General features: G+C 70.8%; 20 protein-coding genes, 1 tRNA gene and 1 pseudogene. 12 read left to right on the top strand and 10 right to left on the bottom strand.

Annotation, left to right across the window (positions count from 1 at the left end):
- Positions 1 to 443 precede the first annotated feature (443 nt).
- Positions 444 to 893: a PTS sugar transporter subunit IIA gene (locus tag AOK00_RS11395; protein ID WP_055600192.1), complete on the top strand. Its 450-nt coding sequence runs from the start codon at positions 444 to 446 to the stop codon at positions 891 to 893.
- Between the two features lie 80 nt (positions 894 to 973).
- Positions 974 to 2,644, top strand: coding sequence for a phosphoenolpyruvate--protein phosphotransferase (gene ptsP, locus AOK00_RS11390; protein WP_055600191.1), 1,671 nt, complete (start codon positions 974 to 976; stop codon positions 2,642 to 2,644).
- Between the two features lie 70 nt (positions 2,645 to 2,714).
- On the opposite strand, the gene AOK00_RS11385 is transcribed toward ptsP, so the two are convergent.
- From AOK00_RS11385 to AOK00_RS11360, 7 genes are all read right to left on the bottom strand, one after another.
- Positions 2,715 to 3,545: a hypothetical protein gene (locus AOK00_RS11385; RefSeq protein ID WP_055600190.1), complete on the bottom strand. Its 831-nt coding sequence runs from the start codon at positions 3,543 to 3,545 to the stop codon at positions 2,715 to 2,717.
- Between the two features lie 24 nt (positions 3,546 to 3,569).
- Entirely contained in the window at positions 3,570 to 4,199 is a 630-nt protein-coding gene (locus tag AOK00_RS40175) for an MscL family protein (RefSeq protein WP_079041942.1), read from the bottom strand.
- Between the two features lie 72 nt (positions 4,200 to 4,271).
- Positions 4,272 to 4,829 carry a hypothetical protein gene (locus AOK00_RS11375; protein WP_055600189.1) on the bottom strand — a complete coding sequence of 186 codons (558 nt, stop codon included), beginning with the start codon at positions 4,827 to 4,829 and terminating at the stop codon, positions 4,272 to 4,274.
- 124 nt (positions 4,830 to 4,953) lie between these two features.
- Entirely contained in the window at positions 4,954 to 5,799 is an 846-nt protein-coding gene (locus tag AOK00_RS11370; protein WP_055600188.1) for an S-methyl-5'-thioadenosine phosphorylase, read from the bottom strand.
- A 109-nt stretch (positions 5,800 to 5,908) separates the two neighbouring features.
- Complete coding sequence (locus tag AOK00_RS36980) at positions 5,909 to 6,247, bottom strand: FmdB family zinc ribbon protein (RefSeq protein WP_079041941.1); 339 nt, start codon at positions 6,245 to 6,247, stop codon at positions 5,909 to 5,911.
- Positions 6,248 to 6,315: 68 nt separating this feature from the next.
- Positions 6,316 to 7,587 carry an MFS transporter gene (locus tag AOK00_RS11365; RefSeq protein ID WP_055600187.1) on the bottom strand — a complete coding sequence of 424 codons (1,272 nt, stop codon included), beginning with the start codon at positions 7,585 to 7,587 and terminating at the stop codon, positions 6,316 to 6,318.
- A gap of 251 nt (positions 7,588 to 7,838) precedes the next feature.
- On the bottom strand, positions 7,839 to 9,356 hold the full coding sequence (locus AOK00_RS11360) for a potassium/proton antiporter (protein WP_055600186.1): 1,518 nt from the start codon (positions 9,354 to 9,356) through the stop codon (positions 7,839 to 7,841).
- Positions 9,357 to 9,648: 292 nt separating this feature from the next.
- On the opposite strand from AOK00_RS11360, the gene AOK00_RS11355 reads away from it, so the two are divergent.
- A complete protein-coding gene (locus tag AOK00_RS11355) occupies positions 9,649 to 12,420 on the top strand; it encodes a penicillin acylase family protein (protein WP_055600185.1) in 2,772 nt (923 codons plus the stop codon).
- Here the strand turns inward: AOK00_RS11355 and AOK00_RS11350 are convergent, their stop codons facing one another.
- Positions 12,421 to 13,014, bottom strand: coding sequence for a 5-formyltetrahydrofolate cyclo-ligase (locus tag AOK00_RS11350; RefSeq protein ID WP_055600184.1), 594 nt, complete (start codon positions 13,012 to 13,014; stop codon positions 12,421 to 12,423). It abuts the gene before it with no gap.
- A gap of 104 nt (positions 13,015 to 13,118) precedes the next feature.
- Between AOK00_RS11350 and galU the strand changes: the two genes are divergently transcribed.
- The 6 genes from galU (at position 13,119) to sepX (ending at position 18,315) form a co-directional block, all read left to right on the top strand.
- Positions 13,119 to 14,030, top strand: a complete 912-nt coding sequence (gene galU, locus AOK00_RS11345; protein ID WP_055600183.1) for a UTP--glucose-1-phosphate uridylyltransferase GalU — start codon at positions 13,119 to 13,121, stop codon at positions 14,028 to 14,030.
- Between the two features lie 4 nt (positions 14,031 to 14,034).
- The gene (gene glp / locus AOK00_RS11340; RefSeq protein WP_079041939.1) at positions 14,035 to 15,423 is read left to right on the top strand and encodes a molybdotransferase-like divisome protein Glp; all 1,389 of its coding nucleotides are present in this window, start codon (positions 14,035 to 14,037) and stop codon (positions 15,421 to 15,423) included.
- 57 nt (positions 15,424 to 15,480) lie between these two features.
- Positions 15,481 to 15,966: a cyclic pyranopterin monophosphate synthase MoaC gene (gene moaC / locus AOK00_RS11335; protein ID WP_055600182.1), complete on the top strand. Its 486-nt coding sequence runs from the start codon at positions 15,481 to 15,483 to the stop codon at positions 15,964 to 15,966.
- Positions 15,967 to 15,989: 23 nt separating this feature from the next.
- Positions 15,990 to 16,553, top strand: coding sequence for a MogA/MoaB family molybdenum cofactor biosynthesis protein (locus tag AOK00_RS11330; RefSeq protein WP_079041944.1), 564 nt, complete (start codon positions 15,990 to 15,992; stop codon positions 16,551 to 16,553).
- A 32-nt stretch (positions 16,554 to 16,585) separates the two neighbouring features.
- Complete coding sequence (locus tag AOK00_RS11325; RefSeq protein WP_055600193.1) at positions 16,586 to 17,155, top strand: GNAT family N-acetyltransferase; 570 nt, start codon at positions 16,586 to 16,588, stop codon at positions 17,153 to 17,155.
- A 137-nt stretch (positions 17,156 to 17,292) separates the two neighbouring features.
- A complete protein-coding gene (gene sepX, locus AOK00_RS11320; protein WP_055600181.1) occupies positions 17,293 to 18,315 on the top strand; it encodes a divisome protein SepX/GlpR in 1,023 nt (340 codons plus the stop codon).
- Between the two features lie 40 nt (positions 18,316 to 18,355).
- Here the strand turns inward: sepX and AOK00_RS11315 are convergent, their stop codons facing one another.
- Together AOK00_RS11315 and AOK00_RS11310 are read right to left on the bottom strand one after the other, a co-directional pair.
- On the bottom strand, positions 18,356 to 18,772 hold the full coding sequence (locus AOK00_RS11315; protein WP_055600180.1) for a hypothetical protein: 417 nt from the start codon (positions 18,770 to 18,772) through the stop codon (positions 18,356 to 18,358).
- Positions 18,773 to 18,803: 31 nt separating this feature from the next.
- Positions 18,804 to 19,355, bottom strand: coding sequence for a transposase domain-containing protein (locus AOK00_RS11310; protein WP_079041938.1), 552 nt, complete (start codon positions 19,353 to 19,355; stop codon positions 18,804 to 18,806).
- 224 nt (positions 19,356 to 19,579) lie between these two features.
- Between AOK00_RS11310 and AOK00_RS11305 the strand changes: the two genes are divergently transcribed.
- The 3 genes and pseudogenes from AOK00_RS11305 to AOK00_RS11295 all read left to right on the top strand — a co-directional run.
- Positions 19,580 to 19,653 (top strand) — tRNA-Ala (locus AOK00_RS11305).
- A gap of 313 nt (positions 19,654 to 19,966) precedes the next feature.
- A complete protein-coding gene (locus AOK00_RS38230; protein WP_055600178.1) occupies positions 19,967 to 24,397 on the top strand; it encodes an FG-GAP-like repeat-containing protein in 4,431 nt (1,476 codons plus the stop codon).
- A gap of 434 nt (positions 24,398 to 24,831) precedes the next feature.
- Positions 24,832 to 25,832, top strand: a pseudogene (locus AOK00_RS11295) (hypothetical protein); the annotation flags it as partial.

The following is a 25,832-nucleotide window of genomic DNA, read 5'->3' as shown; positions in this document are numbered from 1 at the left end:
TTTCCTCCGGGCTTCCCTTCGGTATTTCGTGTTTCCAGCCTAGCAGATCCGATTTCCCGTTTCTGCCACCCGCTGGAGCGGGTTCGCTGGGCAGGAATTCACTTTCGTGCTTTCCGTTCCCGGCGGGGTTGAACATTACCAGGCTTTCTCGGTCCCCCCGACCACATCCCTGCGAGCATGCAGAGGTGTAGACCACTGGGGTTAGGATCTGGCTTGATAGGTGCTGCCGACCCGCGACTCAAGGCCGCGTTGGGGTCAGGCAGGAGTACGACAGTACATCCCACCGTCAGCTGAGGCAAATCGTTTCCGGTGGTCCCTAGCTCCGCCCAACTGGTACGTCCCGGGCGGAACTGGGACTTCTTATGACATACGCTTCTGAACAGTACGCCGTCCAGGACAGGTAGTGACGGCGCCACACAATCTCCGCCCCTGGGAGGCTTCCCATGACAACCGTGACGTCGCCGCTTGCCGGACGCGCCATCGGTCTCGCCGCAGTTCCCGACCCGGTCTTCTCCGGTGCGATGGTCGGGCCCGGCACCGCCATCGATCCCGTACGTGAGCCCTCGGAGGCCGTCTCCCCCATCGACGGGGTCATCGTCTCCATGCACCCGCACGCCTTCGTCGTCGTCGACGGTGAGGGCCACGGGGTGCTGACCCATCTCGGCATCGACACCGTGCAGCTCAACGGGGAGGGCTTCGAGCTCCTCGTGAGCAAGGGCGACACCGTCCAGCGCGGGCAGGCCGTCGTGCGCTGGGACCCCGCCGCGGTCGAGGCCGCCGGCAAGTCCCCCATCTGTCCCATCGTGGCCCTCGAGGCCACTGCGGACTCGCTCTCCCATGTCGTCGAGGACGGCGACGTGAAGGCCGGCGACCAGCTCTTCGGCTGGAGCTGAGCCGGATCGTCCCCGTGACGACCGCGAGTTCGACATTCAACGCGGTGGCAGGTGCCGCCGCTCTATCGGAGACGGGTGAGATGGAGACAACGCTGCGAGGCGTCGGCGTCAGCCACGGTGTGGCGATCGGCGAGGTCCGGCACATGGGCACGGCGGTTCTCGAACCGCCGGCCAAGCAGATTCCGGCGGACGAGGCGGAGCGCGAACAGGGGCGCGCCCGTCAGGCCGTCGAGGCTGTCGCCGCCGACCTCAATGCACGCGGCAACCTGGCCGGGGGCGAGGCTCAGCACGTGCTCGAGGCCCAGGCGATGATCGCCCAGGACCCGGAGCTCATCGCCGACGTGGACCGTCGTATCGCCGTGGGCAGCACGGCCGAGCGCGGCATCTACGACGCCTTCTCGCACTATCGCGAGCTGCTCGCCGGTGCCGGTGAGTACATGGCCGGGCGGGTCGCCGACCTCGACGACGTGCGGAACCGGATCGTGGCGCGCCTCCTCGGTGTGCCGATGCCGGGTGTGCCGGACAGCGACGAGCCGTACGTGCTGATCGCGCGGGACCTCGCACCCGCCGACACGGCACTGCTCGACCCCACGCTGGTGCTCGGGTTCGTGACCGAGGAGGGCGGGCCGACCAGTCACAGCGCGATTCTCGCGCGGGCGCTGGGTGTGCCGGCCATCGTCGCGCTGCCGGGCGCGGGTGAGCTCGCCGAGGGCACGATGATCGCGGTCGACGGTTCGACCGGGGAGATCTTCGTGGACCCGAGCGAGGAGAAGAAGGCGGAGCTGACCAAGGCCGCCGCCGCGCGCAAGGCCGCGCTGGCGACGTCCAGCGGTCCGGGCGCCACCTCGGACGGGCACAAGGTGCCGCTGCTCGCCAACGTCGGTGGTCCGGCGGACGTGCCGGCGGCGGTGGAGGCCGGTGCCGAGGGCGTCGGTCTGTTCCGTACGGAGTTCCTCTTCCTGGACGACAGCGAGAAGGCTCCGTCCGAGGAGAAGCAGGTCGAGGCCTATCGCAAGGTGCTCGAGGCGTTCCCCGAGGGCCGTGTGGTCGTGCGGGTGCTCGACGCCGGTGCGGACAAGCCACTGGACTTCCTGACTCCGGCGGACGAGCCGAACCCGGCGCTCGGCGTGCGGGGTCTGCGGTCGCTCCTGGAGCACCCGGAGGTGCTGCGGACCCAGCTGACCGCGCTGGCGAAGGCGGCCGAGGGGCTGCCGGTGTACCTCGAGGTCATGGCGCCGATGGTGGCCGACCGTACGGACGCGAAGGACTTCGCGGACGCGTGCCGTGAGGCGGGCCTGCGGGCGAAGTTCGGTGCGATGGTCGAGATTCCCTCGGCCGCGCTGCGGGCGCGCTCGATCCTCCAGGAGGTCGAGTTCCTTTCGCTCGGCACCAACGACCTGGCGCAGTACACCTTCGCGGCCGACCGTCAGGTCGGTGCGGTGTCGCGGCTCCAGGACCCGTGGCAGCCGGCACTGCTCGACCTGGTGGCGCTGTCCGCCGAGGCGGCGAAGGCCGAGGGCAAGAGCTGTGGTGTCTGTGGCGAGGCCGCCGCCGATCCGCTGCTCGCGTGTGTGCTGACGGGTCTGGGTGTCACCTCCCTTTCCATGGGTGCTGCCTCGATTCCCTATGTGCGGGCGACGCTGGCCAAGTACACGCTGGCGCAGTGCGAGCGTGCCGCGGCCGCGGCGCGTGCCGCGGACACGGCGCACGAGGCGCGCGTGGCCGCGCAGGCGGTGCTGTCCGGGGAGTGATTCCCGGGGGTGCTTGACGAAGGGGCTTTCCGTCACGAGGTGGCGGGGAGCCCCTTCGGCGTGTGCGGGGTCAGTGGTGGGTGGTCCAGTCGTCGTCGGGGTCGGGGGTGAGGGGGAATCCGGCGCGGTGGTCGACGCCCGGTTCCGGGGAGAGGGGTTCTCCGGTGCGGGCGTCGGTGCAGTAGGCGGCGAAGACCTCGGCCTCGGTGAGGGGGGTGAGGGTGCCGCCGGTGAGGCGCCAGCCGTGGAGTCGGTCGCGGGCGCCGGGAGAGGTGGTGCGCAGGACGAGTCCGCCGGGTGCTCCGAGGACGATGCCCGCTGCGAGGACGGCGAGGAGCTGGTCGTCGGCGGCCGGGACGCTGCAGACGAGGTGGTGGATACCGGGGCCGGCGGCGTCCAGGAGCCGGGCGAGGAGCCGGGCGGCGCGCTCGAAGGCGGCCCTGCCGATGTCCTTGCCGCAGGTGGCGCAGTCGCCCGCGGTGGCGAGGACGGTGGTGGCGTACTCCCAGGTGGCGTGGCGGACGGCGGTGTCGACCAGCTCGGGGAGGAGGGTGCTGAGGGGCTGCCCGGTGTACGTGACCTGGGCGCCGGTGGCGGCGAGGTGGGCGGTGAAGCGGCTGCGGCTGGTGGGGTGGTCGGGGTCGAGGGCGGTTTCGGCGCAGTAGGCCGCGTACTCCTCGGGGTCGAAGAGGGTGACGGTGGTGTGGCCGCCCTGGGTGGCGAGGGTCCTGAGGAGGGCCTCGACCTGGCGGAGGTAGGTGGTGTGGTCGTCGAAGGCGAAGGTGCGGTACCGGCGCATGGCCGTGAAGTCGTGCTCGTCGGCGAGGAGGCCGACGGTGCTGGGGACTTCGCGGCGCAGGGCGCGGCGGAGGTTCGCTGGGGTGGTGCCGGTCCGTGTCATGTCTCCCCCTGGAATGCGGTCCGATCAGTGCTCACTCACCGTAACCTTCGCCACTGACAGTGACGGTTCGGGGAGGCGTCGGCGGACGAGGCGGTTCTGGGCGGCGCTGGTGGCGACGAGCGCCGCGCCGAGGAAGGGCCAGGCCAGCGGGCCGGCGGAGACGAGGCCGGTCATGAGGAGCGGGCCGACGAAGCGCTGGGTGGACTGGGCGAGGCCGTGGACACCGAGGTAGGCGCCCTGTGCGTCGTCGGGGGCGAGGGCCACGGAGATCTCCCAGGACGCGATGGTGTGGATCATCTCGGCGAAGGTGAGGACGACGGCCGCGGTGATCAGGAAGCTGAGGACCGCGCTCAGGACCAGGCCCCACTGGATCTGGATGCCCTGCATCTCCCCGTCGATCACCCTGCAGGGGTCCTTGAGGCAGGACGAGTAGCTCTCCAGGTTCTTCGTGCCGAAGGCGCCGACGACCGGGTTGATGATGCCCTTGACCACCGAGTTCACGATGTTGGTGAACGCGGCACCGATGACGACGGCCACGGCCAGGTCGATCACGTTGCCACGCATCAGGAAGGCCTTGAAGCCCGCCAGCAAACTTTCCTTGTTCTCGGCCACCGAGGTGCCTTTCGTCGCTTGTGCTGCTCTGTGCGGTGCCATTAGGCCGCGAACGGAACAGGGCCGTCCAATCCATACACACGGACCGGTGACTTGACAGGGTGCCAGTGCGAATCAGCACAGTGTCACCGCCAGTTGGGACGTGACACCGGCGCCTGCCAGCGCGGCGGCCGTCGACCGCGGCACGGACAGGACGACGAGCGCCCCTCCGTCCGAACGAGTCTCACCCGGGTGCGGAACCTCGGCCACTCGGGCGCCCGACGCGACGACCCGCGCCTCACCCTCCCCGCCGAGCGCCGAGTTGGGCGCGGCGATCACATCGACCCGGTCACCGGGGCGCAGCAGCCGAACGGTCGCGCCGTCGGCGATCCGTACCGGAGCGGACACCAGCCGGACGGCGACGGACGGCCGCGCGCGAGCCGCGGTGGGGGCGATCCCGTGGGGGGCGATCCGGTCGCCCGGTGGGGGCGCCGCGGCCGCGCCCGGTGGTGGGCCGCCACCCGCGACGGCGAGGGCCGCCGCCACGAGGGCCAGGAGCACCGCGGGGGCCCAGCGCCCCCGTCGCAGCGCCCTGCGCAGCCGGAGCCTGGCGCCCCGTACCCGCAGGGGCTCGAAGGGCGGCACCACGCACGGCGCCGGAACGGGGGAGGGGGAGGGGAAGGTGTGCGTCATCGTGGGTGCCGCCGTCCTGGTCGGGAATGGGATCGGCTCCCACTCTCCGGCCCGCGCCGGTTCCCCGCTCCGGCCTGGGGATCACCCGCCGCCTGTGGACAACTCCCTCACCCTCCCGGGGGGTTCACGGCAGCTCGATCCCCAGGTCCCAGCCGTCGTGCGCGCGCGTGCACAGGCAGTCCCGGTCCATCGTCGCGGGCAGCGCGCCCACCGCGTCGAACAGCACCTCCCGCAGCCGTTCCACGTTCTCGCCGAACACCCGCAGCACCTCGGTGTGGGAGACGCCCTCGCCGGTCTCGGCGCCCGCGTCCAGGTCGGTGACGAGCGCCAGCGAGGTGTAGCAGAGGCCCAGCTCACGGGCGAGGACGGCCTCGGGGTGCCCGGTCATGCCGACGACCGACCAGCCGGCCGCCGCGTGCCACCGGGACTCCGCCCGGGTGGAGAAGCGGGGCCCCTCGATCACGACCATCGTGCCGCCGTCGACCGGCTCCCAGCCCCGCCCCCGCGCGGCCTTGGCCGCGACCCGCCGCCCGTCCGGGCAGTACGGGTCGGCGAAGGTCACATGGACGACGCGCGGCACGGCCCCGTCGGCCCGCCGCTCCCCGTCGAAGTAGGTCTGCGCGCGGGCCTTCGTACGGTCGACGAGCTGGTCCGGGACGACGAGCGTGCCCGGCCCGTACTCCTCGCGGAGTCCGCCGACGGCGCAGGGCCCGAGGATCTGCCGGACGCCGACGGAGCGCAGGGCCCAGAGGTTGGCGCGGTAGTTGATGCGGTGCGGCGGGACGCTGTGGCTCCGGCCGTGGCGGGGAAGGAAGGCGACCTGCCGGCCGGCGACCTCGCCGAGGAAGAGGGAGTCGCTGGGGCTGCCGTACGGCGTGTCGACGGAGACCTCCGTGACGTCCTCCAGGAAGGAGTAGAAGCCCGAGCCGCCGATCACGCCGATGTCCGCGTACGCACCTTGGTTGGCCATGGCGATCACCCTATGCGGGGCACCGGAGAACGCCGAGGGCCCCGTCGCGAACGACGGGGCCCTCGGCGAAGAACGTACGGACTGCGTGCTGGGATCAGGCGCGCAGGGGTCAGGCGGCCGAGCTTCCGGTGCTCGACGAGGACGTCGAGGAGACGGAGGCGGACGACGAAGAGGTCGACGCGGCCGGCTTCGCGTCCGACGTCGAGGACGACGTGGACGAGGACGACGGGGTCGAGGACTTCGACGCGGCCGGCGAGCTGCTGGACGACGAGCCGCGGCTGTCGTTCCGGTAGAAGCCGGATCCCTTGAAGACGATGCCGACGGCCGAGAACACCTTCTTCAGGCGGCCCTTGCACTGGGGGCACTCGGTCAGCGCGTCATCGGTGAACTTCTGCACCGCCTCGAGGCCTTCGCCGCACTCGGTGCACTGGTACTGGTAGGTCGGCACTTGTCTTCCTCCTGGCACTCACACTCATCGAGTGCTAACGACAATCCATACTGACGTATTCCGCGGGTTCAGTCCACCGCCACCGGCACGCGGTGACCGATACCACGCGCCGCGACGAGGCTCGTCTCGCGCGGCGTGAGGCGCGACCGCAGGGCGAGGAGCGTGGCCAGGGCGAGCGCCGTGCCCACCATCGGCACCAGGAATCCGGTGCTCGCGCCGTGGGCGTCGGCGAGGCGGCCGGCGACCGTGACGGCCGCGGCCTGGCCGAGCGCGACGGCGCCGGTGAGCCAGGTGAAGGCCTCGGTACGGGCGGACGCCGGGATCAGGGTCTCGACGATGGTGTAGCCGGTGATCAGGGCCGGGGCGATGCACAGACCCACGACCAGGCCGAGGGCGCCGAGGAGCAGCACCGAGTGCGTGGTCCACAGCAGCGACGCGGCGACGGTGAGGCCGGCGTAGCCGAGGATCAGGCGGCGGCGGGGGCCGACCTTCCAGGCGACGGCGCCCATGGCGATGCCCGCGAGCATGTTGCCGGCGGCGAAGATCCCGTACAGCAGACCGTTGGCGCCGGGGTTGCCGATCTCCTCGGTGAACGCGGTCAGGGAGACCTGCATGCCGCCGAAGACGGAGCCGATGCCGAGGAAGGCGACGACGAGGACACGGACGCCGGGGATGGAGAGCGCCGAGCGGTGCGGCTCCGAGGAGCCGGCCGCGGAGATGCCGAACGCGGGCTGGGTGGCGCGCTGCGCGGCGAAGAAGAGACCGCCGAAGAGGGTGAGGGCGGCCTCGGCGATCAGACCGGCGGCCGGGTGGACGCCGGTGCACAGGGCGGTCGCGAGGACGGGGCCGACGACGAAGGTGAACTCGTCGGTGACGGACTCGAAGGCCGCGGCCGTCGGCATCAGCGGGGTGCCGTCCAGCTTGGCGGCCCAGCGCGCCCGGACCATCGGCCCGACCTGCGGCACGGAGGCACCGGCGGGCACGGCGGCCAGGAACAGGGCCCACAGCGGGGCGCCGCCCAGGGCGAGCACCACGAGCAGCGAGACGGAAGCGGTGTGGACGAGGACGCCGGGGATCAGGACGGCGCGCTGGCCGAAGCGGTCGGCGAGCTTGCCGCTCTGCGGCGCGAACAGTGCCATCGAGACGCCGGTGACGGCGGCGACCGCGCCGGCGCTGCCGAAGGAGCCGGTGGTGTGCTGGACGAGCAGGACGATGCCGATGGTCAGCATCGCGAAGGGCTGCCGGGCGGCGAAGCCGGGGAGCAGGAAGGACAGCGCACCGGGTGTGCGCATGAGCTGCCCGTAGCCGGGCCGCTTGTCCGAGATGACCGTGGACGCCACGGTCCTGGCCTTTCTGCCGCCTGGTAGCGCGCCCCGGCACGGTGGTGCGGGTGTCGCCGAGAGCTGTCCTCATGCGCGTTACTGCGGTAGATACCGGGCCGACCCCACTGCGGAGGGGCGCCACGGCCGCCATACGGTCGCGCCAGCTCTGCGTCAGGCAGAGTTGGTTCGATCAGGTGTGCCTTCATGGTACAGGGAGGAGCGTCTTCCTGCCTGGGAAAACGCTCCTGCCCTCGAATTAATGCCTCGGATCAACCGGATGTTCGTTTGTGGCCGTGGCGGTGGAAGCGCATCTCGGTGCCGTGTGGCTCGCTGACCGCCGTGGCGCCCCCCGTGCCCAGCCAGCCGGCGAGCTTGCCGCCCTGGCCGACCGCGCGCAGCCGCCGTTCCGTGGCGTCGCGCACCGGGTCGGTCGCGACGACGAGGAGTTCGTCGCCGCGCCGCAGGACCGTCGCGGGCCCCGGGACGAAGCTCGTCTCCTCCCGTACGACGAGGGTGACGGCCGCTCCGGCGGGCAGCCGGAGCTCGGCGACCTCGACCCCGTGCATCCGGGAGTGCTCCGGGATGGCGACGGAGAGCAGATGGCCGCGCAGCCGCTCCAGGGGCGCGGACTCGACGCCGAGGTCGGCCGCCTCCCCGGAGTCGCCGAGCTTGAGGGCCTTCGCCAGCCAGGGCAGGGTCGGCCCCTGGACGAGGGTGTAGACGACGACGAGTACGAAGACGATGTTGAAGATCCGCTCGCTGCCCTCGATGTCGGACACCATCGGGATGGTGGCCAGGATGATGGGGACGGCTCCGCGCAGGCCGGCCCAGGACATCAGGGCCTGTTCCTGCCAGGGGATGCGGAAGGGCAGCAGGCTGACCAGGACTTCCATGGGCCGGGCGACCACGGTCAGGACCAGGCCGATGACGACGGCGGGCCAGAAGTCGTGGACGAGCTCGTGCGGGGTGACGAGCAGGCCGAGCAGGACGAACATGCCGATCTGGGCGATCCAGCCGAGTCCCTCTGCGAAGCCCCGGTTCGCGGGCGCGTGCGGCAGCTTGGCGTTGCCGAGGACCATCGAGGCCAGGTAGACGGCGAGGAAGCCGGAGCCGTGGGCCATGGCACCGGCGGCGTACGCGACGACGGCGATGGCCATGACGGCGATCGGGTAGAGGCCGGAGGCGGGCAGGGCGACGTGCCGCAGCCCGTACGCGCCGAGGAAGCCGACGGCGAGACCCACGGCGACGCCGATGGCGAGCTCCAGGGCGATCGTGCCGACGAGGACGTACCAGTGGTCGACCGGTCCCGCCGTGGAGAAGGCGACGACGAGGATGACGACGGGGGCGTCGTTGAAGCCGGACTCGGCCTCCAGGACACCGGTGACCCGTGACGGCAGGGGGACCTTGCGCAGCACGGAGAAGACCGCGGCGGCGTCGGTCGAGGAGACGACGGCGCCGATGATCAGGGCCTGTCGCCAGTCGAGGCCCACGAGGTAGTGGGCGGCGGCGGCCGTGATGCCCACGCTCACCGCGACGCCGACGGTGGAGAGGACGACCGCGGCGGGCAGTGCCGGCTTGATCTCCTTCCACTTCGTGCCGAGGCCACCCTCGGCGAGGATCACGACGAGGGCGGCGTAGCCGATGACCTGCGTCAGTTCCGCGTTGTCGAAGGCGACGTTGCCGATGCCGTCCTGGCCGATGGCGATGCCGATGCCGAGGTAGAGCAGCAGGCTGGGGAGCCCGCTCCGGGACGAGATCCGTACGGCCGCGACCGCGATCAGCAGCACGAGGGAGCTGATGAGCAGGAGTTCGTTGAGCTCGTGGACAGTCAGTGGCCGTTCCTTCCCCTCACATGCGGCTGGATCGTTCTTCCAGCGGCTGTCGCGTGCGGCTGGATCGTTCCTCCAGCGGCAGACACTTCGTTACCTTACCTAATCTTTAACGTTTTCTTGACGCCGTCTTTGCACCTCCTCGCTCGCCAGTACGGTTCTCTTCCGGACACCGCGTCCGGGCCCTCCAGGCGCTGCGCCTAAGGTTGCTCCCGTACTCCAGGACCACCCTGCCCCTCGAAGGACAGCGATGCCCTCCAACACGACCGCGCCTCCCGCCAAGAAGAAAGGGCGGCGCGCCCGCCTGATCCTCCTCGTCCTGGTCCTCGCTCTGGTCGCGGGCGTCGGATACGGCGGGTTCTGGGGTGTGAGCACCGTCCGGGCCTCGTTCCCGCAGACCACGGGCGAGATCCGGCTCGACAGACTGTCCGGCGAGGTCGAGGTGAAGCGCGACGCGAACGGCGTCCCGCAGATCTACGCCGACAACGAGACGGACCTCTTCCGCGCCCAGGGCTACGTCCAGGCGCAGGACCGCTTCTACGAGATGGACGTCCGGCGGCACGTGACCGCGGGCCGGCTCTCCGAGATGTTCGGCGAGAGCCAGGTCGAGACGGACTCGTTCCTGCGCACGCTCGGCTGGCGCCGGGTCGCGCAGCAGGAGTACGACAAGGTCCTGTCGCCGGAGACGAAGAAGTACCTCCAGGCGTACGCGGAGGGCGTCAACGCCTACCTGAAGGACCGGGACCCCGCCGACGTCTCCGTCGAGTACGCGGCCCTGGCCCTCACCAACGACTACGCGATCGAGCCGTGGACGCCGGTCGACTCGGTGGCCTGGCTCAAGGCGATGGCCTGGGACCTGCGCGGCAACATGCAGGACGAGATCGACCGCTCGCTGATGACGAGCCGGATGAGCGCGAGCCAGATCAAGCAGCTGTACCCGGACTACCCGTACGCGCTCCACCAGCCGATCGTCGACCGGGGCGCGGTGGACGATTCCGGGAAGTTCGACCCGAAGGGCAAGGCGGGCGACGGCGACGAGGACCTGACCACCGGTGAGACCCCGGGCGGCGTGCCCGGCAGCGGCTCCGGTTCCTCCGGTTCCTCCGGTTCCTCCGACGGCTCCGGTGCGCAGTCCCAGCTCGGCGCGCTCTCCGAGGTCCTCGACGGCGTTCCCGCCCTCCTCGGCCCCAACGGCAACGGCATCGGCTCGAACTCCTGGGTCGTCTCCGGGCGGTACACCACCTCCGGCAAGCCGCTGCTCGCCAACGACCCGCACCTCGCGCCCCAGCTGCCGTCCCTCTGGTACCAGATGGGTCTGCACTGCCGCTCGGTCTCGGCGACCTGCCGTTACGACGTCTCCGGCTACACCTTCTCCGGCATGCCCGGTGTGATCATCGGACACAACGACAAGATCGCCTGGGGCCTCACCAACCTCGGCGCCGACGTCACCGACCTCTACCTGGAGAAGATCGGCCCCGACGGCTACCTCGTCGACGGCAAGGTCAAGCCCTTCACGGTGCGCGACGAGATCATCAAGGTCGCCGGCGGCAGCGACCGGACGATCACCGTCCGCTCCACCGAGCGCGGCCCGCTCGTCTCCGACCGTTCCTCCGACCTGGAGAAGGTCGGCCAGAAGGCACCCGTCGGCAACGCCGCCCCCGACCGCGGCACCGGCTACGGCGTCTCCCTCCAATGGACCGCCCTCCAGCCGGGCAGGTCGATGGACGCGATCTTCGCCCTCGACCGCGCCAAGGACTTCGGCCAGTTCCGGGCCGCCGCCAAGAACTTCGAGGTCCCGTCCCAGAACCTGATCTACGCCGACACCGAGGGCAACATCGGCTACCAGTCCCCGGGCAAGATCCCGCAGCGCGCCAAGGGCGACGGCACCCTGCCCGCGCCCGGCTGGGACTCCTCGTACCGGTGGAAGGGCTACATCCCCTTCGCCAAGCTGCCGTACGAGTACAACCCCGGGCGCGGCTACATCGTCACCGCCAACCAGGCCGTGATCGACGCCAAGAAGTACCCCGACCTGCTCACCAAGGACTGGGGCTACGGCTCGCGCAGCCAGCGGATCAACGACCTCATCGAGTCGAAGACCAAGGACGGCGGGAAGATCTCGCCGGACGACATGCGGACCATGCAGACGGACAACCGCAGCGAGATCGCGACCCTCCTGAACCCGCTCCTGCTGAAGATCGACATCTCGGACCCGTACGTCCGCGAGGCACAGAAGCTGCTGGAGGGCTGGGACTACACCCAGGAGCCCGACTCGGCCGCCGCCGCCTACTTCAACGCGGTCTGGCGCAACGTCCTCAAGCTGTCCTTCGGCGACAAGCTGCCCAAGGAGCTCCGAGCCGAGGGCGACTGCATCAACGTGCGCCCGGCCGACGCCACCGGCCCGGTCGACGAGCAGAACAAGCTCGTACGGGAATGCGGCCAGCGCGACCCCGACTCCGCGCAGCCGGACGGCGGCGACCGCTGGTACGAGGTGGTCCGCCCGCTCCTCAAGCAGGAGAAGAGCGAGTGGTGGGTCACCCCGGGCAGCCGCACCGACCAGGCCACCGAGACCCGTGACCAGCTGCTCGCCCGGGCCATGAAGGACGCGCGCTGGGAGCTGACCGCCAAGCTCGGCAAGGACGTCTCCACCTGGAGCTGGGGCCGGCTGCACCAGCTGACCCTGAAGAACCAGACCCTCGGCACCGCCGGCCCCGGCGTCGTGCAGCAGCTCCTCAACCGCGGCCCCTGGAACCTGGGCGGCGGCGAGGCGGCCGTCGACGCCACCGGCTGGAACGCGGCCGGCGGCTACGAGGTCATCTGGGTGCCGTCGATGCGGATGGTCGTCAACGTCGGCGACTGGGACAAGTCCCGGTGGATCAACCTCACCGGTGCCTCCGGTCACGCCTTCAACTCCCACTACACCGACCAGACGGACGCGTGGGCGAAGGGCGACCTGTACGACTGGGCCTACGGCAAGGCGGCCGTCGACGCGGCGACGAAGGACACGCTGAAGCTGAAGCCCTGATCAGGGCCGGAAGCGGGTGACTCCTCCGGGGGTCACCACCGCGTGCACGGGGTGGTCGTGCGGTTCCTCCGGGACCCGCGCGACCACCTCGTCCGCGTAGAGGAGCACCACGAGCGCCGGATCGGCACCCGCGCGCGCGAGCCGGGCGAGCACCCGGTCGTACGAGCCGCCGCCCCGGCCGAGGCGCATCCCGCGCCCGTCGACCGCGAGGCCCGGCAGCAGGACGGCGTCGGCGGCGCACACGGCCTCGGGGCCGAGCCGGGGCCCCACCGGTTCGAGCAGGCCCCGGCCGGCCTTCGCGAGCCCCTCCGGGCCTTCGTACACCGCCCAGTCCAGATCGTTGTCGGGGAGCAGCACGGGGAGCAGGACCCGCACCCCGCGCGCGTGGAGCGCGTCGAGCAGGGCGCGGGTGCCCGGTTCGCGGCCCACGGACACATAGGCGGCGACCGTGGACGCCTCCGCGAGTTCGGCGAGTTCCAGTCCCCGGCGGGCGAGGGATTCGGCCGTGCGGGCCAGGGATTCGGTGCTCAGCGCGGCGCGGGCGGCCAGAAGTCGGCTGCGCAGCACGGTCTTTTCGGACATCTCAGGTGTCATGTCGGCCCCATGCGAATTCGCCAAACTCTCGAAACTGTCTTTATGTGAAGGAAGTTAACCGAAGCCACATCTTCCTCTCATTCCGAACGGCTAAGGTGCACCGCATGAATCCCCTGCTCCCCAGGCTCGGCCGGATCAGCAAGGCTGTCATCCCGGCCGCCGGCCTCGGTACCCGCTTCCTCCCGGCGACCAAGGCGACGCCGAAGGAGATGCTGCCGGTCGTGGACAAGCCGGCCATCCAGTACGTCGTCGAGGAGGCCGTCGCGGCCGGCCTCTCCGACGTCCTGATGATCACCGGCCGGAACAAGCGTCCCCTGGAGGACCACTTCGACCGGAACTACGAGCTGGAGGAGGCCCTGACGCGCAAGGGCGACGCCGAACGGCTCTCCAAGGTCCAGGAGTCCAGTGACCTCGCCACCATGCACTACGTGCGCCAGGGCGCCCCGCGCGGCCTCGGCCACGCCGTGCTCTGCGCCGCGCCGCACGTCGGCGACCAGCCCTTCGCGGTGCTCCTCGGCGACGACCTGATCGACCCCCGCGACCCGCTGCTGTCGCGGATGGTGGAGATCCAGGAGAGGGAGGGCGGCAGTGTGATCGCCCTCATGGAGGTCGAGCCCTCGCAGATCCATCTGTACGGCTGCGCGGCGGTCGAGGCGACCGTCGACGCGGACGTCGTGAAGGTGACGGACCTGGTCGAGAAGCCGGACGCGGACGAGGCGCCCAGCAACTACGCGATCATCGGCCGCTATGTGCTGGATCCGGCCGTCTTCGGAATGCTGCGGGAGACCGAGCCGGGCCGCGGCGGGGAGATCCAGCTGACGGACGCCCTGCAGAAACTCGCCTCGGACGAGAAGATCGGCGGCCCGGTGCACGGCGTCGTCTTCAAGGGGCGCCGTTATGACACCGGTGACCGCGGTGACTATCTGCGTGCCATTGTCAGACTCGCGTGCGAACGTGAAGATCTGGGACCGGACTTCCGGGCCTGGCTCCGGAGATACGTCAGCGAGGAGATGTAGCACCTTGAGCAGCAGCGCGGCACCGTCGCCGTCCCACGACGGCCAGGACCACGGCGATCACGGCGATCACGGCCATGGCGACGAGGAGAAGGCAGCCGACCCCTGCGCGGGGCCCGCGCGCGGGCTGTGGTCGGTGGACGAGCACCTGGCCGACATCCTCGCGACGGTCGGCCCGCTCGAACCCATCGAGCTGCAACTCCTCGACGCGCAGGGCTGTGTCCTCGTCGAGGACGTGACGGTGCCGGTCGCCCTGCCGCCCTTCGACAACAGCTCCATGGACGGGTACGCGGTCCGGGTCGCCGACGTCGCCGGTGCCACCGAGGAGTTCCCCGCCGTCCTGACCGTCGTCGGCGACGTCGCGGCGGGCGCAGACGGCCTGCCCGAGGTCGGCCCCGGCCAGGCCGCCCGGATCATGACCGGCGCCCCGCTGCCGCCCGGCGCGGAGGCCGTCGTCCCCGTCGAGTGGACCGACGGCGGGGCGGGCGGGGGCGCGGCCACCGGTATGACCGCCGCGAGCGCCGCCCCCGAGGGCGCGTCCGGCGAGGTCAGGGTGCACCGGGCCGCGGCGGCCGGCGCCCATGTCCGCGAGCGGGGGAGCGACGTAAAGGCCGGGGAGCTGGCCCTGTCGGCCGGCACGGTGCTCGGGCCGCCGCAGATCGGGCTGCTCGCCGCGATCGGCCGCGGCACCGTCCGGGTGCGGCCCCGCCCCCGGGTGGTCGTGATGTCCACCGGCAGCGAGCTGGTCCAGCCCGGCGAGCCGCTGGGCGAGGGCCAGATCCACGACTCCAACAGCTTCGCGCTCGCCGCGGCCGCGCGGGACGCGGGCGCGCTCGCGTACCGGGTGGGGGCCGTCGCCGACGACGCCGAGTCGCTGCGCGCCACCATCGAGGACCAGCTCATCCGGGCCGATCTGATCGTGACCACCGGCGGGGTGAGCGTCGGCGCGTACGACGTGGTCAAGGAGGCGCTGACCGCCGACGGGCAGGTCGACTTCCGCAAGCTGGCCATGCAGCCGGGCAAGCCCCAGGGCTTCGGCGCGATCGGCGCCGAGCAGATCCCGCTGCTCGCCCTGCCGGGCAACCCGGTCTCCTCTTACGTCTCCTTCGAGCTGTTCGTCCGGCCCGCGATCCGGGCCCTGATGGGCGTCGAGGACCTGCACCGGCCCCGGGTGCGGGCCGAGCTGGCCGGCGACGGGGCGCTGTCCTCGCCCGCCGGGCGGAGGCAGTTCCTCCGGGGGACGTACGACCCGGCGGCGGGCACCGTCACTCCGGTGGGCGGTGCGGGCTCCCACCTGATCGCGGCGCTCGCGCACGCGGACTGCCTGCTCGTGGTCCCGGAGGAGACGGAGAGCGTGGAGCCGGGTGCCGAGCTGGAAGTGGTCCTCCTCGGCTGAGGGGGCGAGGGTGGGGGTACGGTGTCGTCCCACACAGCGACCGGGAGTGTCACGGCGATGAGCACGCAGCAAGGTCTCACCCACATCGACGAGGCGGGCGCGGCCCGCATGGTCGACGTCTCCGCGAAGGACGTCACGTCCCGCACGGCGCGCGCCAGCGGGCGGGTCCTCGTCTCGCCGCGCGTGATCGAGCTGCTGCGCGGCGAGGGCGTCCCGAAGGGCGACGCGCTCGCCACGGCCCGGATCGCCGGGATCATGGGCGCCAAGAAGACCCCGGACCTCATCCCGCTCTGCCATCCGCTGGCCGTGTCGGGCGTGACCCTGGACCTGGCGGTCACCGACGACGCGGTCGAGATCCTGGCGACGGTGAAGACCACGGACCGCACGGGCGTCGAGATGGAGGCCCTGACGGCGGTCTCGGTGGCGGCCCTGACGGTGGTCGACATGGTGAAGGCGGTCGACAAGGGTGCGGTCATCTCCGACGTACGGGTGGAGGAGAAGACGGGCGGAAAGTCGGGCCACTGGACGCGGAGCGAGTCGTGAGCCGCGGCGGCCGGGTGTCGGGCGTGCACGAGCACGAGGAGCACGCGGAAGAGGAGCGCCCTCCTGCGGCGCTCGACGCGGGGGTCGGCGGCGCGCTGCTCGGCCCGTACGCCGCGCTCGTCGTCACCGCCTCGAACCGGGCGGCTGCCGGGGTCTACGAGGACAAGGGCGGTCCGCTGATCGCCGAGGCCCTCACCCGGATGGGTTTCGCCGTGGACGGCCCTCAGGTGGTCCCGGACGGCGCGCCGGTCGAGGCGGCGCTGCGGGCGGGGATCGCCGCGGGGTACGACGCGATCGTGACCACCGGCGGTACGGGCATCTCGCCCACCGACGAGACGCCCGAGGTGACCCGCCGGGTCCTGGAGCGGGAGATCCCGGGCATCCCGGAGGCGATCCGGGCGTACGGCCGGGAGAAGGTGCCGACGGCGGCGCTCTCGCGGGGCCTCGCGGGGGTCGCGGGCGGCACGCTGATCGTGAACCTGCCGGGGTCTTCCGGCGGGGTACGGGACGGGCTGACCGTCCTGGAGCCGATCCTGCGGCACGCCGTCGACCAGATCCGCGGCGGCGACCACCCGAGACCGTCGTGACCTGGCCGGTCGTCCTCGTGGACGGAGAGGTGATGCTCCGTCCGATAAAGATGCGTGACCACGCGGCCTGGCGCGAGGTGAACCGGCGCAACCGGGAGTGGCTGCGGCCCTGGGAGGCGACGGTTCCGCCGCCGCCCCCGGGGGGGCCGGTGGCGCAGCGGCCGACGTACCGTCAGATGGTCCGCCATCTGCGGTCGGAGGCGAACGCCGGGCGGATGCTGCCGTTCGTGATCGAGTACCGGGGGCGGCTGGTCGGGCAGTTGACCGTGGCGGGCATCACCTGGGGCTCGATGTGCTCCGGGCACGTGGGCTACTGGGTGGACAGCGAGGTGGCCGGGCGCGGTGTCATGCCGACGGCGGTCGCGCTGGCGGTCGATCACTGCTTCCGCTCGGTCGGTCTGCACCGGATGGAGGTCTGCATCCGTCCGGAGAACGGGCCTTCGCGCCGGGTCGTCGAGAAACTGGGGTTCCGTGAGGAGGGGCTGCGGCCCCGCTACCTCCACATCGACGGTGCCTGGCGGGACCATCTGGTCTTCGCGCTCACGGCCGAGGAGGTGCCGGAGGGGCTGTTGCGCCGCTGGCATCACGCAAGAATGAGATAAGTGTTCGAATTCAATCGGTAGTTGGCAGTCAATCGATCTGAACAATCACAAAAAAGTTCAGTGATATCAGCCAGATCGTGCGACACACCGGGCCAATTGGCCGATGCCGTCGCGCGAACCCCTCTACCGTGTGAAGCGTGAGCAGCAGCGGCCTCATCTACGCAGTCATCGTCGGGGCCTGGGCCGCCTACTTGGTACCGATGTGGCTCCGCAGGCAGGACGAGCTGAACGAAGCCCGTCCGACGGAACGCTTCAGCACCGCCATCCGGCTGCTTTCCGGACGGGCGGGCATGGAGCGCCGATACGCCAGGGAGCTCAAGCAGCGGGACCGTACGGCGGAGGGCCCGACGCCCGACGTGGACCCGGACGCGGAGACCGAGCATCTGAGCTCGGTCGACGTCCGGGCGTTTTCCGCGCCCGCGGCCAGAACGGAAGCGCGCCTGGAACTCCCCGAGCGGGAGCAGGCGCCGCAACCCGCCCCGGCCCGCCCCGCCACGGGCGCGGCGGCCGAGCGCGCCCGCCGCGGCAAGGTCCTCGCCCGGCGCCGCCGCACCACGACGCTGCTCTTCGCCGTCTTCACCCTCGGCGCGGTCGTCGCCGCCGTCGGCGGGGTCGCCTTCCTGTGGGTGCCGGCCGTGCCCGCGCTGCTCCTCAGCGCGTACATCGTGCACCTGCGGATCCAGGAACGCCGGCGCTTCGTGTACGTGATGGACCGGCGTCGCGCGGAGGCGGCGGCGGCGCGGCTGCGCGAGAGCCGGCGCCCGGCGCCCACGCCCGAGCTGTCGCCCGAGTCCGCCGCCGGCCCCTCCCCGCAGGAGGCGGACCGGCGCGCCCTGGTCGAGCAGACCGACCACGCGGAGTGGGTCGACCAGCAGCGCGAGCGCGGCCCGGCCCGCGGCGACAGCTGGGACCCGGTCCCGGTCCCGCTCCCCACTTACGTCACCGCCCCGGTCGCCCCGCGCGCCACGAGCGGCATCGACATCACGGACCCGGAGACCTGGAGCGCGGCCCGCTCCTCCACGGCGGCCGACCCGGCCCCCTCGCCGTCCCCGGCCCCGCGCCAGCGCACCACGCCTCCGCGCCGCAACCGCGACCACGGCCGCACCCCGCTCTTCGACCAGTACGCGGACGACGACCGCCCCCGGGCGGCCAACGAATGACCCCCCCCGCCGGGGGCCGGCGACGGCCCATGCGGTTGCCTTAGGGCTCGCCCAACGAGTCAGACGCGATCGTCCTGTCTCTGAAGGACTGGAAGGCGTTCCAGCCGGCCTGGGCATCGTCTGCGAGCAGCTCACTGGTCGAGCAGTCGAAGGGGCGGCAGCCAAGGGCTCTGGAGATGCGGAAGATCACGGGCAGTACGCCGTCCTCCCCGCCCCGGACATGGAGCATGACCGACTCGACGGGGTCGTCCTCGCCGATGCCGAGTTCGATCACCCAGGTCGGACCGAGCAACACGCCCCACGTGGGATCGGTCAGGTCGACCTCGCCCACGGCTGACCTGAGGGCCTTGTGGACGCTGGACCGGCTTCCGATGGGAGGCGGCTCGTGACCGGAGGGCAGGTCGTCGATCGACGTGAGGTCCGCTGGTAGCGGCAGCAGAAGAATGTCCCAGCTCATAGCGCTCCCAACCCGAGATTCACGAGAAACGCTATCCGCTGAGTGCCGGCCTTCCGGCCCGGCGGGTGCTCTTCGGCTTCGAGGTCGGGTCGTGGGCCCAGCGGCCGGGCTGGACCGTGCCGCGTCTGGCTCGGGTCCTCAGCACAGGCCAACGGTTCGGCTTCTTGATCGCGCGTGGACAGTCCCGGTTGCGCCGGGCCGGAAGGAGGCGTGCACGGGCCTCCCGCCCGGCCTCGGTGAAGGAGCGGGCGAGCCTGGCCGCGTACTGCTCGGGGTCCAGTAGCGTCGTGCCCAAGGGGGCGACCTTGTCGCCCTTGGCGAAGGTGATGACCCGGTAGATCACGTGCCGAGGCAGCACCCGGCCCTCCCTCGCGACGGACACGGTCTCCAGCACGTCCTCACCGAGGCGAGCGCGAGCCCGGCACAACGACGACCGGTTCACCCGCGCGAGAGCCCCGCTGCCCGGGATGCCGCTGGTCAGCACCCGCAGCACCTCCTCGTACGACTCCCGGGCGAACGGACACAGAGCCAGGACGAAGTGCACGACCAGCCGCGCCGGCAGGAGGCGGCGCCGCCGCTCGATCCGGTCGTTGCTCGGCTATCGCCGCGTCCACCAGCTCAGCGGTGAACACCTTCGTCAGGATCCCGATCCGCACCCGCCGGCCCGCGCCCCACCCCGTCACACGCGGGGCAACGATCCCCGCGACTCAAGGCAACCGCGTTGGCCGGCGACGGCCCCCGGCTGACCTGCGCGGGAACGGATTTTTGCCTGGGCCCGTCGGGATGCTAATGTTTCACACGTCGCAAGGGCCTGTGGCGCAGTCTGGTAGCGCACCTCGTTCGCATCGAGGGGGTCTGGGGTTCAAATCCCCACAGGTCCACAGACACTGAGAATCCCGTCCGATCGAAAGATCGGGCGGGATTCTTTTCGTTGCGGGGGTATTCGAACCGGGGCGCCGGAGCCGAAAGGCTGAGCCGATCGGCACTCCAGGAATCCAGTCCAGGGAACAGCGATTTCCTATGCCCTCAAGTGTCATGAAAATTCCCCCTTGAGGGCGAGATCGCAGGACCTCAAGTTCCGCTCAATTCGGTGGCGGACACCCGGGCGGGCCGACATTCTGTCGAACGTTCATCGAACATCGACTTGCCGAGGTGTACGTGTCCGTTGACCGACTGCATGGTGGAAGACCAGCAGTGAAATCGCGAAGAAATCGACTCATATCCGTCGCGCTGGCGAGCGTCCTCGCCGGCTCCGCCCTCATCGCTCTTCCCGGGCTCGCTCCCACCGCCTCCGCGGTCTATCTGACCCCGGTGCAGACGGGAGAGCAGAGCGAGGAGGACTACGCCCTCGAACAGGCGCGGTCCACGGGCCGGCCGTTCGAGCTCGAGTCCGCCCGCACCGAGACCACCGACACCTGGGCCCAGCCGGACGGGACCTGGACGGTGAACCGCCACGGAACGGCCGTCCGCGTCTTCCGTGACGACGAATGGGTACCGACCGACCCGACGCTCGTCCTCGGCGAGGACGGAGCCGTACGGCCGACCGCGTCGCTGGTGGACGTGACCTTCTCCGGCGGCGGCACCGCTCCGCTCCTCTCCGGCGTGAAGGACGGGCGCAAGCTCACGCTCAACTGGCCGAAGGCGCTGCCCGCGCCCACGCTGGCCGGGAACGTGGCCACCTACGCCGAGGTCCTGCCCGGCGTCGACCTCCAGCTGAAGGCCGAGATCGAGGGCTTCTCGCAGCTTCTCGTCGTCAAGAACGCCGAGGCCGCGCAGAACCCCGAACTGGACAGCCTGAAGTTCAAGTTCAGCACGGTCGGGCTCGACGTCTCCGTCGACGGTGACACGGGCAGCCTCACCGCGGTGGACCCCTCGGGACACGCGGTGTTCTCCAGCCCGTCGCCGCTGATGTGGGACTCCACGACGACCACCAGCGAGACGCAGCCGGCCGCGGGTGCCCAGGCGTTCTCCGCCAACGCCGTGGGAGGGACGGCGGATGACGGGACGACGGCACCTGCGGACAACTTCGAGCCGCCGCCGGGCGCCACCGACGCGCCGATGGCGACGGCGATCACCGGGGACATCCTGGAGATCAAGCCGGACCAGGCGCTGCTGGCCGCTCCCGCGACGCAGTACCCGGTCTTCATCGACCCGCAGTGGGCCTGGGGCGAGCGGCAGAACTGGACGCGCGTCTACGAGCGCTACCCGAACTACTCGTTCTGGAACTCCACCGACCCCATCCGGGTCGGCTACGAGGCCCAGACGGGCGGCCTGGACCGCGTCTCGCGTTCGTTCCTCCAGATGGACACGAGCGACGTCATGGGCGCCGAGGTCAAGAAGGCCACGTTCCGGATCAAGAACACCTGGTCCTGGTCCTGCCAGCACCGGCCCGTGGAGCTCTGGCACACGACGGGCATCACGTCGAAGACGACGTGGCGGAACCAGCCCACCCAGCTCACCAGGCTGTCCACGGTGAACGACGCCAAGGGCTGGAGCTCGGAGATCGAGGGCTGTGGGGCGGGGAACCTCGAGTTCGACCTCACCTCCAAGGTGAAGGCCCGCGCCAAGGAGGGCCCGAAGGGCCAGGGCATGGCCAACATCACCCTGGGTCTGTACGCCTCCAACGAGTCGGACACCTTCGGCTGGAAGAAGTTCGACCCGAAGACGGCCACGCTGGAGATCCAGTACAACACCGCGCCGAAGCGCCCCGAGGGCCTGGGGACGTTCCCCAAGACCGACTGCAAGACCGGTGGCGTCATCGGCAACACGCGCGTCAGCCTGTACGCCAAGCACTCCGACAAGGAGGCCGGCAACCTGACGGCGCAGTTCAACCTGTTCAAGGCGGGTGCCACCACGCCGTTCAAGACGATGGCCCTGCCCGCCCTGAAGGACAAGGTCACGACCTGGGCGGTCCCGGACATCGATCTGCCGACCGGCAGCTACACCTGGAACGTGGCCACGAAGGACCAGGACCAGGTATGGGGTCCGACGTCGGTGACCTGCAAGTTCACCGTCGACCGGACGCGTCCCAGCGCCCCGCCGATCATCAACTCGACGGTCTTCCCGAACGGCGAGAAGGGATGGCCCCAGGGGACCGGCCCGGCGCGGAAGCCCGGTGCGTTCACCTTCGCCCCGAACGGGGTCACGGACGTCGTCGCGTACCACTACTGGACGGACACCGACCCGGACGTCACGCCGGTGGGCGTCAACGTGCCGGTGAACATCACGCCGCCCAGCTACGGTCCGCACTTCGTCTACGCGTACAGCGTCGACAAGGCGGGCAACCGCTCGGACACGGCCACGTACATCTTCTACGCGACCCGCTCGGCGATGCGGGACCAGCCGTTCGACCTGAACGGTGACGGCAACCGGGACATCTGGGCCGTGGACGGGAACGGAACGCTCCTGACCTACGCCGGTCAGGGCTCCGGCGAGTTCAGCAACGCCACCAACGGTGGCGCGTCGTTCGCCGACAAGCAGGTCAGCGCCTTCGGCGACTGGGGTCAGGACGGCTACAACGACCTCGTCAGCCTGGAGTACGACGAGGTCGACAAGAAGAAGAAGATCTACGTCTACGACAACGACGGACAGGGCCGGATCGACGCGGAGAAGCGGACCGAGCTGTCGGTGACCTGCCCGGTCCCGAACGAGCTGGACTGCTTCGGCGAGGCCAGCTGGACCGGTGACGACCACTGGTACAACGCCGACCAGGTCGCCGCCCCCGGTGACCTCAACGGCGACGGCCAGCCCGACCTCCTGGTCAAGCAGGGCAAGCTGCTCTGGGCCTACTACGGCAACCGTGCCACCAACGACCTGGACCTCGGCTTCACGAAGTCGCCGAGCCTGGTCGGCGGCACGGACTGGGACAAGTACACGATCATCACCCCGGGTGACGTCTCCTACGACGGGCTGCCGGACCTCTGGCTCCGTGACGACGTGACCGGCGACATCCTCGTCGCCTGGTCGCAGAAGGCGGCCGGAGGCGGCCTGAACACCGCCACCCTGGGCATCCCGGCCAACCGGCTCAAGATCGGCTCGGGCGTCACCAAGGCGCTGTACCCGGTCGTCGGCTCCTCCGGTGACCTCACGAACGACCCGGCGTCGGAGCGGCGCGCGGAGCTGTGGGCCCGCAAGGCCTCGGACAACACCCTGGTCGGCTGGCGCGGCATCGTGCCCTCCGCCACCAGCACGCTCGAGTTCGGTGCGCGCTTCACCATCGACGGTGTGACGGGCGGGGCGTACATCCCCTCCGGCACGACGATCCCGTCCGGCGCCTCGTACACCTCCAACGCCGCCAAGCTCACGATGCGGACCGACGGCAACCTCGTCGTCACGTCCAACGCGGGCGCCGTGCTGTGGAGCTCGAACACGGCCGGCAACATCGGAGCCAAGGCCGTCATGCAGTCCGACGGCAAGCTCGTGGTCACCAGCGCGGCCGGTGTCCAGCTGTGGTCCTCCAACGTGACCGCCACCAACGGCTACGCGCTCCTCCAGGACCGCGGCAGCCTGGTCGTGTACGACGCGGCGGGCCGGTCGAAGTGGTCGACCAACACCGTCGTCCGGCACGACTACGACGGCGACGGCCGCAGTGACATGGCGGCCTGGTACGCGTACGCCGCCGGGACCTCCGCGCTGCACACCTTCCAGTCCAACTCGGACAGCACGTTCCGCGCGCCGGTCAAGTCCTACGAGTCGGCGGTGGGCTCCTGGAACGTCGACCGGATGCAGTTCGTCACCGGTGACTTCAACGGTGACGGCCGCGCCGACAAGGCGTCGCTGTACGACTACGGTGACGGCGTCGTCAAGCTCTTCACCGCGACCGGCAAGGCGGGCGGCGGTTTCAACGCCCCCTTCCCGTCCTGGACCTCGGGCAAGGGCGGTTACTACTCCGCCTCGATGACCCTGCTGGCGGGCGACTTCAACGGTGACGGCCGGGACGACATCGCCGCCTGGTACGGGTACGCGGCGGGCAACGACACCATCTTCACCTTCACCGCGAACCCGCAGGGCGGCTTCAACGCGCCGTTCGGCTCCGCGCAGATGGCGGCGGGAAACTGGCACGTGGCGAACAGCAAGTTCGTCACGGGCGACTTCAACGGTGACGGCCGGGACGACATCGCGGCCCTGTACGGGTACTCCGACGGCGCGCTGAAGATGCACACCTTCCCGGCGCAGGCCGGCGGCGTGTTCCCGCAGACCAGCACCGTGTCCTGGTCCGAGAACGGCACCACCTGGGGCAGCTTCGGCCGTACCTTCCTGCACGCGGGTGACTTCAACGGGGACGGTCTCGACGACGTCGCCTTCTGGTACGACTACGCCGACGGCCACGACGCCCTGTTCAAGCTGCCCGCCTCGTCGGCGCGGGACGGCAAGTTCGGCGCCGCGATCAAGAGCCTCGACGTGCCGACCGGAAACTGGTACTACCAGGGCGCCCAGTACCTGCCGGGTGACTACAACGGTGACGGCAAGGACGACATCGGCAGCTTCTACGGCTACGCCAGCGGAGCCGTCAAGACGTTCACCCATGTCGCGACGGCCACGGGCTTCGACTACCACAAGGCGGGCTGGGGCGCCGAGACCGGCTGGACCTGGTCGCGGGCCACGATCCTCCGCCCCTACAACTAGCGGCACCATCTCCCACCCCTGACCGTGGGGGCAGCACGACGGCGATGCCCGGGAATCCGTCCCGGGCATCGCCCTTTTCATTGCTCGAATTCGAGCGGTTCTGCCTGTCCGGATATCGAAATACGTCTTTCTCAGATCTACCTCAAATGGCGGGCGTCCTGTCGTCTGCTGCACGTAGCGTTCGGTGACATTTCCGTCCCCATGAGAGGTGGGGTGTGAGAATTCAACGCATACGTGGTTCCGTTACCGTTATGGCGGTCGCGGTCACGATAGGACTTCTTCCGGCGGCGGGCGTTTCGTCCGCTGTTCCGGAGGTTAGAAATCCGCTTCCGGCGCTTGAGCAGCCGAATCCGGTGCCCGTGGAAAAGGCGGCTTTCGGTGGAGCCCGGAAGCCCGACGCCGCGGCGGCGCACGCGTGGACGGGGAGGCCACGCGTGCGCTGGCCCGCCGCGGGCTCGGCAGAGGTGACACTGACCCCACCGCCCACCGGGGCGCGGGCGGTGGGACCGGGCAGCGGCGCGACAGCGGTCGAGGCGGGGTCCCTTCCCGTCTCCGTCGCGCTGACCGGAAGCGGCACGGCCGGCTCCCGGGCCTCGGCCCGCGTCAAGGTCCAGGTCAAGGAACGCGAGGCCGCCCGGCGCATCGGCGTCGAAGGGCTGCTGCTCTCCCTGGACCGTACGGACGCCCCCGCCGCCCCCGCCGAGAAGAAGGCGGGCGCGTCCGGAAGGACCGGGGCCGAGACGGCCGGAGGAGCGGGCAGGGCCGGGACCGCGGGCACGCGCGTCCAGGTGGACTACTCCGCCTTCCGCGACGCCTACGGCGGCGACTGGGCCTCCAGGCTCCGCCTCGTACGGCTCCCGGCCTGCGCGCTGACCACCCCCGACAAGGACGCCTGCCGGGTGCAGACGCCCCTGGCGACCACTAACGACACCCGTGCGGGCACCCTGTCCGCGCCGGTCGCGCTGTCCGGCGCGACCGTGCTGGCCGCGACGGCGGGGGCCGAGGGCTCGTCGGGCGACTACAAGGCGACGAGCCTGTCGGCCTCCGGGACCTGGAGCTCCGGCGAGGCGAACGGCGCCTTCTCCTGGACGTACCCGATCGAGGTGCCGGCGGTGCCCGGCGGGGTGCGGCCGACGATCTCCCTCGCCTACTCCTCGCAGGCCGTGGACGGCCGGACCGCGGCCTCCAACAACCAGCCCTCGTGGATCGGTGACGGCTGGGACTGGGAGCCGGGCTTCATCGAGCGCCGCTACAAGGCGTGCAACGACGACAAGACCGACGCGACGAACACCACGCGCGTGGGCGACCTGTGCTGGTTCAACGACAACGCGACGCTGAACCTGGGCGGCAAGAGCACCGAGCTGGTCTACGAGGACGGCAAGGGCTGGCACGAGGCCGGCGGCTCCGGAGCCGACGTCGAGAAGCTGACCGGCGC

Origin of the sequence: Streptomyces aureus (genome assembly GCF_001418135.1) — a bacterium.
GTDB lineage: Bacteria > Actinomycetota > Actinomycetes > Streptomycetales > Streptomycetaceae > Streptomyces > Streptomyces aureus_A.
This window is presented reverse-complemented; position numbering and strand designations above follow the sequence as displayed.

Coding starts and splice junctions, on each gene's coding strand:
- AOK00_RS11315 (WP_055600180.1), bottom strand. CDS start 18,772: ATGAGCTGGGACATTCTTCTGCTGCCGCTACCAGCGGACCTCACGTCG.
- moaC (WP_055600182.1), top strand. CDS start 15,481: ATGAGCACGCAGCAAGGTCTCACCCACATCGACGAGGCGGGCGCGGCC.
- ptsP (WP_055600191.1), top strand. CDS start 974: ATGGAGACAACGCTGCGAGGCGTCGGCGTCAGCCACGGTGTGGCGATC.
- AOK00_RS11350 (WP_055600184.1), bottom strand. CDS start 13,014: ATGACACCTGAGATGTCCGAAAAGACCGTGCTGCGCAGCCGACTTCTG.
- AOK00_RS11370 (WP_055600188.1), bottom strand. CDS start 5,799: ATGGCCAACCAAGGTGCGTACGCGGACATCGGCGTGATCGGCGGCTCG.
- AOK00_RS11325 (WP_055600193.1), top strand. CDS start 16,586: ATGCTCCGTCCGATAAAGATGCGTGACCACGCGGCCTGGCGCGAGGTG.
- AOK00_RS11385 (WP_055600190.1), bottom strand. CDS start 3,545: ATGACACGGACCGGCACCACCCCAGCGAACCTCCGCCGCGCCCTGCGC.
- galU (WP_055600183.1), top strand. CDS start 13,119: ATGAATCCCCTGCTCCCCAGGCTCGGCCGGATCAGCAAGGCTGTCATC.
- AOK00_RS11395 (WP_055600192.1), top strand. CDS start 444: ATGACAACCGTGACGTCGCCGCTTGCCGGACGCGCCATCGGTCTCGCC.
- AOK00_RS11375 (WP_055600189.1), bottom strand. CDS start 4,829: ATGACGCACACCTTCCCCTCCCCCTCCCCCGTTCCGGCGCCGTGCGTG.
- AOK00_RS11355 (WP_055600185.1), top strand. CDS start 9,649: ATGCCCTCCAACACGACCGCGCCTCCCGCCAAGAAGAAAGGGCGGCGC.
- AOK00_RS40175 (WP_079041942.1), bottom strand. CDS start 4,199: ATGGCACCGCACAGAGCAGCACAAGCGACGAAAGGCACCTCGGTGGCC.